Here is a 6,139-nt window from a genome sequence, read left to right on the forward strand (position 1 = left end):
TACCCGGAGGCCAACGGCCTGCATTGGATCCTGGCCAGCGAGATTTCGGAAAAGACCAAGACCCAGAAAATCGCCGAGAACAAAAAGCTGATGGACATGCTCGACTATACCTTCTTCAACCTGACCCACGAACTGGGCAACCCGGTCAATTCCATCAAAATGACCCTGGAAGTGCTGATCAACAATTTCAACCGCTACAACGAGGAGACCCGGCGCGAATACTTGGACAGTCTGCATGGCGAGGTCAGCCGCCTGGAAGATTTGCTGAAATCGATCAAGTCGCTCAACCTGTACGAACAGCTGACGATCAAGGACACCGACATCCGCGGGTTGCTGGAAAACCTGCTGCAGCTCCTGCAGCATGAAATCGAAGACAAGCGCATCGGCGTCAGCCTGACCTGTCCACCGTCCGCCCGGCACTGCCAGAGCGATCCCCGGGCCTTGCACCAGGTGCTGCTGCAAATCATCGGCAATGCCATCAACGCCCTGGCCGGACAAAAAGATCCGCGCATCGACATCCGGGTCGAAACATCCGGGCGGCATGTTCACATCTCCATCGCCGACAACGGCTGCGGCATCGCCGATGAAAAGAAAAATGAACTTTTCCTGCCCTTCTTCACCACCAAGCCGCGCGGCATCGGGCTGGGCCTGACCATCGCCAGGCGATTGCTAACCCATATGAACGGCACCATCGACATCACCAGCCAGCAGCACCGGGGCACGGGAGTGCTCATTTTGCTGCCGGGGCTTTCCGATCATGAAAGCTGAATTCGCCAGGCACGTCGTTCTGATCATCGATGATGACCGCCTGCTCTGTGAAATGACGCGCGAATTCCTGGCCAGCGACACGCTGGAGGTCCTGATCGCCCACAGCGGCCAGGAGGGCTTGCAGACCTGCGCCAGCCACCATGTCGACGTCGTGCTGCTCGACCAGAAGCTTCCCGACGGCGAAGGCAGCAGCCTGTGCCGACAGATCATCGCTCATTCGGAAACAGCCAAGATCATTTTCATCACGGCCTTTCCCAGTTTTAAAAATGCCCTGCAGGCCATCGAGAACGGGGCCTTCTCCTACCTGACCAAGCCGTTCGACCTAAAGGAGCTGAAGCTATCCATCGACAAGTGCCTGCGGGTGAACGAATTGGAAAAGGCCGAGGAGAGCATCCATTACCAGAACGACCGCAGCCAGGGCGGAGCGGCCCTGATCGGAAAAACCGGCAGCCTGGCGCCGATCATGGAACTCGTCCGCGCCGCGGCCGAAACCCCTGCGCCGGTCCTGATCACCGGCGAAACCGGCAGCGGCAAAAGCCTGGTGGCCCGGCTCATCCACCAGCAAAGCCGGCGCCGCGGCCCTTTCATGGCCATCAACTGCGCCGCTTTGCCGGAGAACCTGATCGAGAGCGAGCTCTTCGGCCACGAGAAAGGGGCATTCTCCGGGGCGCACGCGCTCAAGAAGGGCTTGCTGGAGATTGCCGAGAACGGGACCATCCTCCTCGACGAGATCGGCGAAATGAGCTCGCACCTGCAGGCCAAGCTGCTGGGCGTGCTGGACGAGATGCAGATCCGCCGCATCGGCGGGGTCGTTTTCCACCCTATCCATGTGCGCATCCTCGCCGCGACCAACATCGCGCTGGAAGAGCGGATCAAACGAAAGGAGTTCCGCCAAGACCTGTTCTACCGCCTCAACGTCATCCGCATCCACCTGCCGCCGCTGCGCGAGCGGGGCCAGGACATCCCGCACCTGGCCCGGGCTTTCCTGGCGGAGATCGCCCCGCACCGGAAATTGACCCTGGCCGCGGCCGAGCTGCAAAAGCTGGCAGCCTATTCCTGGCCGGGAAACGTGCGCGAGCTGCGCAACGTCATCGAGCGGGCCATCCTGCAAAGCACGAGCGAGGGCACACTCCAATTGGCGGCGCTGATTCCCGAACTCCCGGGAGCCGACGGGACAACCGCTGCCGCGAAAACCGAGGGCAACATCCTGCCCCTGGCCGAGATCGAACTCCAGCATATCGAAGCGACACTCGCCAGGCTGGATCGCAACTTGACCCGGACGGCCAAGGCCCTGGGCATCTCGCTCAATACGTTGAAAAAGAAGCTGACCGCCGGGAATAGCAGATAGCCTATCAGTTTCTGCCACTCTGTCACTAATTGACAGGCAATTTTTTTCAGTTCTAAAACCACCCGTTGCGCAAAACCTTTGCCATGCTGCTTTTTCTCCATCCCCCATCTTGGTATGGGACTTGCTTCACAAAAAACGTGAAACAAGCCAACGCCCAAACCCGGAACGTGTTAATCGTCGATGATGAAAAATTATTTCTCAAAAGCATCGCCGATGGCTTGAAAGCGTACGAAAAGAAATACAACTTCAAAATGCTGGCGGCGCAAAACGGCCAGGAAGCCCTCGATTGCTTCGGTGCCAACGAAATCGCCCTGCTGATCACCGACCTGCGCATGCCGGTTATGGACGGCATCGCCTTGCTTGCCCATGTGCACAACCGATATCCCAAGGTGCCGGTCATCGTCATGACCGCCTTCGGATCGCCGCAGATAGAAAAACAGGTCAAAAAGCTGGGAATTGTGCACTACTTGGAAAAACCCATCGGCTTCGACGAATTGCGCGACCACATCCTCCATGAACTGAGTCGCAAGAAAACAAGCCGCATCGAAGGCGTCACCCTGGCTTCCTTTCTGCAGCTCGTCTGGATGGAAAAAATGACCTGCACGCTTTCGGTGAAGAGCAATGAAAAAACGGGGACCCTGAGCATTTTGAGCGGCGATCTGAAAAACGCCCAGGCCGAAAGCCAAACCGGGCTCGCCGCCGCCCTGGAAATCCTCGACTGGGAAAACGTGGCCATCGAGCTGGATGAAAACTTTTCCCCCGACGGCGAAACAACACCATTCTCCATCGAAGAATTGCTGCTCGAAAGTTTCCGCCGCAAGGATGAGCGTAGCGTGGAGCCTTTGATCGAATACGAAACCCTGAACAGTACGGATCAAATAAATATATTTGAAAAGGAGGATCACATGAACGTTTCCAAACTCAACAAATCCATCGAGATCTTAAAAGAAAACCTCGGTGGTGCATTATTGGCGGCCGACATTTTCGGAACCGCCGACATGCAATCGGTGACCGGTTTCAATTCCAACCCCGCCGCCTGCGCCCTTTTCGGCCAGATCATCACCTCGACCAACCGGGCGCTGAAGGAGTCGGGATTCCCCATCCTGGGCAAATATTGCCTGTTCGACCTGGTCGATGCCAAAATGGTGGTCCTGATTCCCATGGGCGACTTCATCTGGGGCATGCTCATCGACGGAAAAAAGGCCCAGCTCGGGCTGTTGCTGAACATTGCGTTGCCCAAGGCGATCGCCGCGTTCGAGGATGCCATTACCAGCAACTGATTAACGAGTAGGAGAAAATAACATGGGCGAAAAATTATCAAAAATCTACAAAATCGTCGAGGATAAGGGGGGTAACTCGGCCCGGATCAAATTAGCTTCGGCCACCGGTCTTCCCAAAAAGGACGCCGAGGAAATGAAGGACAAACCCGAGATCATCGAGAAGTTCAAGACGATCGCCAGCGACATCCTGGGCTTCAGCATCGACGAATTCTTGCAGCAATAAAAAAGATTCCAGCAGCCGCCAGGGAACCGGCTGGTGCGACGTCAAGGCCAGCACCGGCTGCCGCTGCCTCATAAACCGCAACCGTCCATGCTGAACGAAGACGGCAAACTCCGCCACATTCTGATCTTCCGGGATAAAGGCAAGCCGGGAATGGGCGTGGCCGCCAAGTTACGTAAGCCTACCAGGAACGGAAATTTTCTCGCCGTGACGACAGCGGACATCGCTTCTCTAAGACAAACACTGGAAGAGCAGCCGATCAGCGCCGTGGTCATCGACATCGGCCGGGAGATCGGCGCCACCCTGGCAGCCTTGCGCGTTCTGAAGGGGTTTCCAGCTATCCCCCTCTTCATCTTCAACGGCTTCCTGCTGCCCCAGATCGAGGAAAAAGCCAAGGAATACGAGCAGGTTCATTATTTTGAAAATCACGACGCATTGAGCGATGGCATCTCCTTGATTCTGGCCGCAAGCGATGGAAACAATCGGGGCTCGAGTCACAGCATCTCGTTGCTGCAATTCATGCAATTGCTGAACCTCGAAAAATGGAGCGGCCGGATAATGGTCGCGGCCGGAACCAACCATGGCATTTTGCTTTTTCGCAGAGGCGGTCTGATCGACGCCGCCGCGGATGCACTTACCGGTCGAGCCGCGTGGGAACAAATGGCCACCTGGGAAAACATCAGCGTTGAAACTTACGCCGACATTCTTCCGGGCAAAACCCGCGGCGTAAGATTGTCACCCATGGCATCGCCCTTAAAAAAAACAAATACCTCGCAGTCGAGCAAGAGCGCGGGGCAAACCAGCGTGGGCAGCATTGAATCATTGCATCTCGTCCGCCAGGATCGGAAGCTCGTCCTGAACCTGAAAAAACTAAACCTGGGAGTCACGGAAATACGGGAAGCCCTATCGGCCAAACTGATGCTGACCGACATTTTTCTTTCCCATAACAGCCGGTCGTTGGCCGGTTGGAATTCGAGTCCGCTGGCCTGCTCTTCGTTCGCCGCCATAACCAAATCCTTGAAAAACGCCCTGCAGCTAAGCCGTTTCCCGGCTTTGGGGGCATACTACCTGCTGGACCTTGACGACGATCAGCTGGTCTTCATCGTGGTCCATGAGGAGCTGCAATGGGGATTCCTGCTCCAGGGAGTAAAAGACCGACTGGGGCTGCTGCTGAACATCGTCCTGCCCAAGGCGCTGAAAACCCTTGATGGCTCCATCGCCGTTGAATGCAGCCTCTAGGAGAAACGATGGGCAAACTATTACTGCGTATCTATCGGATCGTCGAAGACAAGGGCGGCCTCCAGGGTCGGTTGACGCTCGCTCTCAAGACCGGCATCTCACAGCAGCAGGCGGCGGTCATCCGCGACAAGGCCGAAATCGTCAAGCGCGTCAGGAAGACGGCCACGGAAATACTGGGGCAGGACATCGACGATTTTTTAAAATAGCCTTCCCGCCATGCCGCCTCGGCCGGGAGCGGTTGCGCGCTTGATCAAAATTTCAATCCCAGGGTCAGCGCCGGAGAAACGAGGAACTGGACCGGGCCCCTGAAAAAGCAAAACGCGCGGCATTCCAGGCCCACGGCCATTTCCCGGGAAAGCAGCCATTGCCAGCCGATCCCGGCGACGGCCAGGGGCGAAATAACGGGCGCGGGGGCGCTGATGATGATGCGGCTGCCCAGGTCGGATATATATTCTTCCCCCTTGGCCATGCGCATTTCGGCGCCGGCGCCAAGGGAAACGGAAAACTGCAGCCGCCGAGAAAGCCGCAGGTATTGGAACAGGCTGCATGCGGCCATCAGACTCTTTGGCGTGGCGGCCCTGATCGTCTCGCCATCGGCAGGATCGCGCAAGTCGACATTGGCCGAGGCGCCGTAAGCGACGTCGAAGCCGATGGCCGCAGACGGCGAAGAGAAGAACGTCAGGCCGATCCCCGCCGCCGGCGCCGTGAACGCCGGGTTGACGGGGAAATCGTTCTCCCCGGGCCGGTAGTCACTGGCGCTGCCGCAGGCGCTGAACAGGTTCAGCCCGCCGCGCAGGGTGAATTGCTTTTTTTTGGGAACGGTGATCGCCGCCAGGTCGCCGGCGATCAGCCATACAACGGCGAGGGCAACGACGCCTAGCCCGAGATTCTTTTTCATGGTTGCCATCGTTCTCCCCCTGCGCGTTACCATTGCTTGCGCTTGACATTGGTTACGGTAACCCTGCCGATGCACACCGTTTCGCTCATGCCATCCGAGGCGGCAAACTGCAGATCGTACACTCCCGCCTGCGCGTAGGTCGGCAGCCATGCAAAAACGCCGCTGTGCGCATCGATGCTGGCGCCGTCGGGGAGGTTCAGGCAGCGGTAGGTGATGGGATCGTTGTCGATGTCGGTGGCGCTTAAGGTGAACGTGAGCTGCTCTCCCTCCTCGACGCTGTGCTCGCTTATGGCCTGGAAGGTCGGGGCATGATCGTCCACGATCGGCTGGCTCATACTCAGGTTTTGAATGCCGATGTCCGCCTGCCCCATCTGGATGCGAAAAAA

8 protein-coding genes are annotated in these 6,139 nt (G+C 57.6%); 6 read left to right on the plus strand and 2 right to left on the minus strand.

Translation table 11 applies throughout. The features are described from left to right. The 6 genes from NTW95_00565 to NTW95_00590 form a co-directional block, all read left to right on the plus strand. A partial coding sequence (locus NTW95_00565) for a HAMP domain-containing sensor histidine kinase (GenBank protein ID MCX6555918.1) occupies positions 1-768 on the plus strand: 768 nt, incomplete at its 5' end. Then, positions 758-2,116: a sigma-54 dependent transcriptional regulator gene (locus NTW95_00570; GenBank protein ID MCX6555919.1), complete on the plus strand. Its 1,359-nt coding sequence runs from the start codon at positions 758-760 to the stop codon at positions 2,114-2,116. The genes NTW95_00565 and NTW95_00570, both read left to right, overlap by 11 nt. A 137-nt stretch (positions 2,117-2,253) precedes the next feature. Then, positions 2,254-3,396 (plus strand): response regulator, encoded by a 1,143-nt coding sequence (locus tag NTW95_00575; GenBank protein MCX6555920.1) that lies wholly within the window; start codon positions 2,254-2,256, stop codon positions 3,394-3,396. A 22-nt stretch (positions 3,397-3,418) separates the two neighbouring features. Further along, a complete protein-coding gene (locus NTW95_00580) occupies positions 3,419-3,619 on the plus strand; it encodes a hypothetical protein (GenBank protein ID MCX6555921.1) in 201 nt (66 codons plus the stop codon). Between the two features lie 33 nt (positions 3,620-3,652). Beyond that, a complete protein-coding gene (locus NTW95_00585) occupies positions 3,653-4,855 on the plus strand; it encodes a DUF4388 domain-containing protein (protein MCX6555922.1) in 1,203 nt (400 codons plus the stop codon). Between the two features lie 8 nt (positions 4,856-4,863). Next, on the plus strand, positions 4,864-5,061 hold the full coding sequence (locus NTW95_00590; protein MCX6555923.1) for a hypothetical protein: 198 nt from the start codon (positions 4,864-4,866) through the stop codon (positions 5,059-5,061). A gap of 44 nt (positions 5,062-5,105) precedes the next feature. Here the strand turns inward: NTW95_00590 and NTW95_00595 are convergent, their stop codons facing one another. Then, entirely contained in the window at positions 5,106-5,753 is a 648-nt protein-coding gene (locus NTW95_00595; GenBank protein MCX6555924.1) for a hypothetical protein, read from the minus strand. Positions 5,754-5,779: 26 nt separating this feature from the next. Continuing rightward, a partial coding sequence (locus NTW95_00600; protein ID MCX6555925.1) for an Ig domain-containing protein occupies positions 5,780-6,139 on the minus strand: 360 nt, incomplete at its 5' end.

This window comes from Candidatus Aminicenantes bacterium, from assembly GCA_026393795.1.
Lineage (GTDB): Bacteria > Acidobacteriota > Aminicenantia > UBA2199 > UBA2199 > UBA2199.

Bases quoted from the DNA above. Each gene is read 5' to 3' on its own strand.
- NTW95_00570 (MCX6555919.1), top strand. From the start codon at position 758: ATGAAAGCTGAATTCGCCAGGCACGTCGTTCTGATCATCGATGATGAC.
- NTW95_00580 (MCX6555921.1), top strand. From the start codon at position 3,419: ATGGGCGAAAAATTATCAAAAATCTACAAAATCGTCGAGGATAAGGGG.
- NTW95_00590 (MCX6555923.1), top strand. From the start codon at position 4,864: ATGGGCAAACTATTACTGCGTATCTATCGGATCGTCGAAGACAAGGGC.
- NTW95_00595 (MCX6555924.1), bottom strand. From the start codon at position 5,753: ATGAAAAAGAATCTCGGGCTAGGCGTCGTTGCCCTCGCCGTTGTATGG.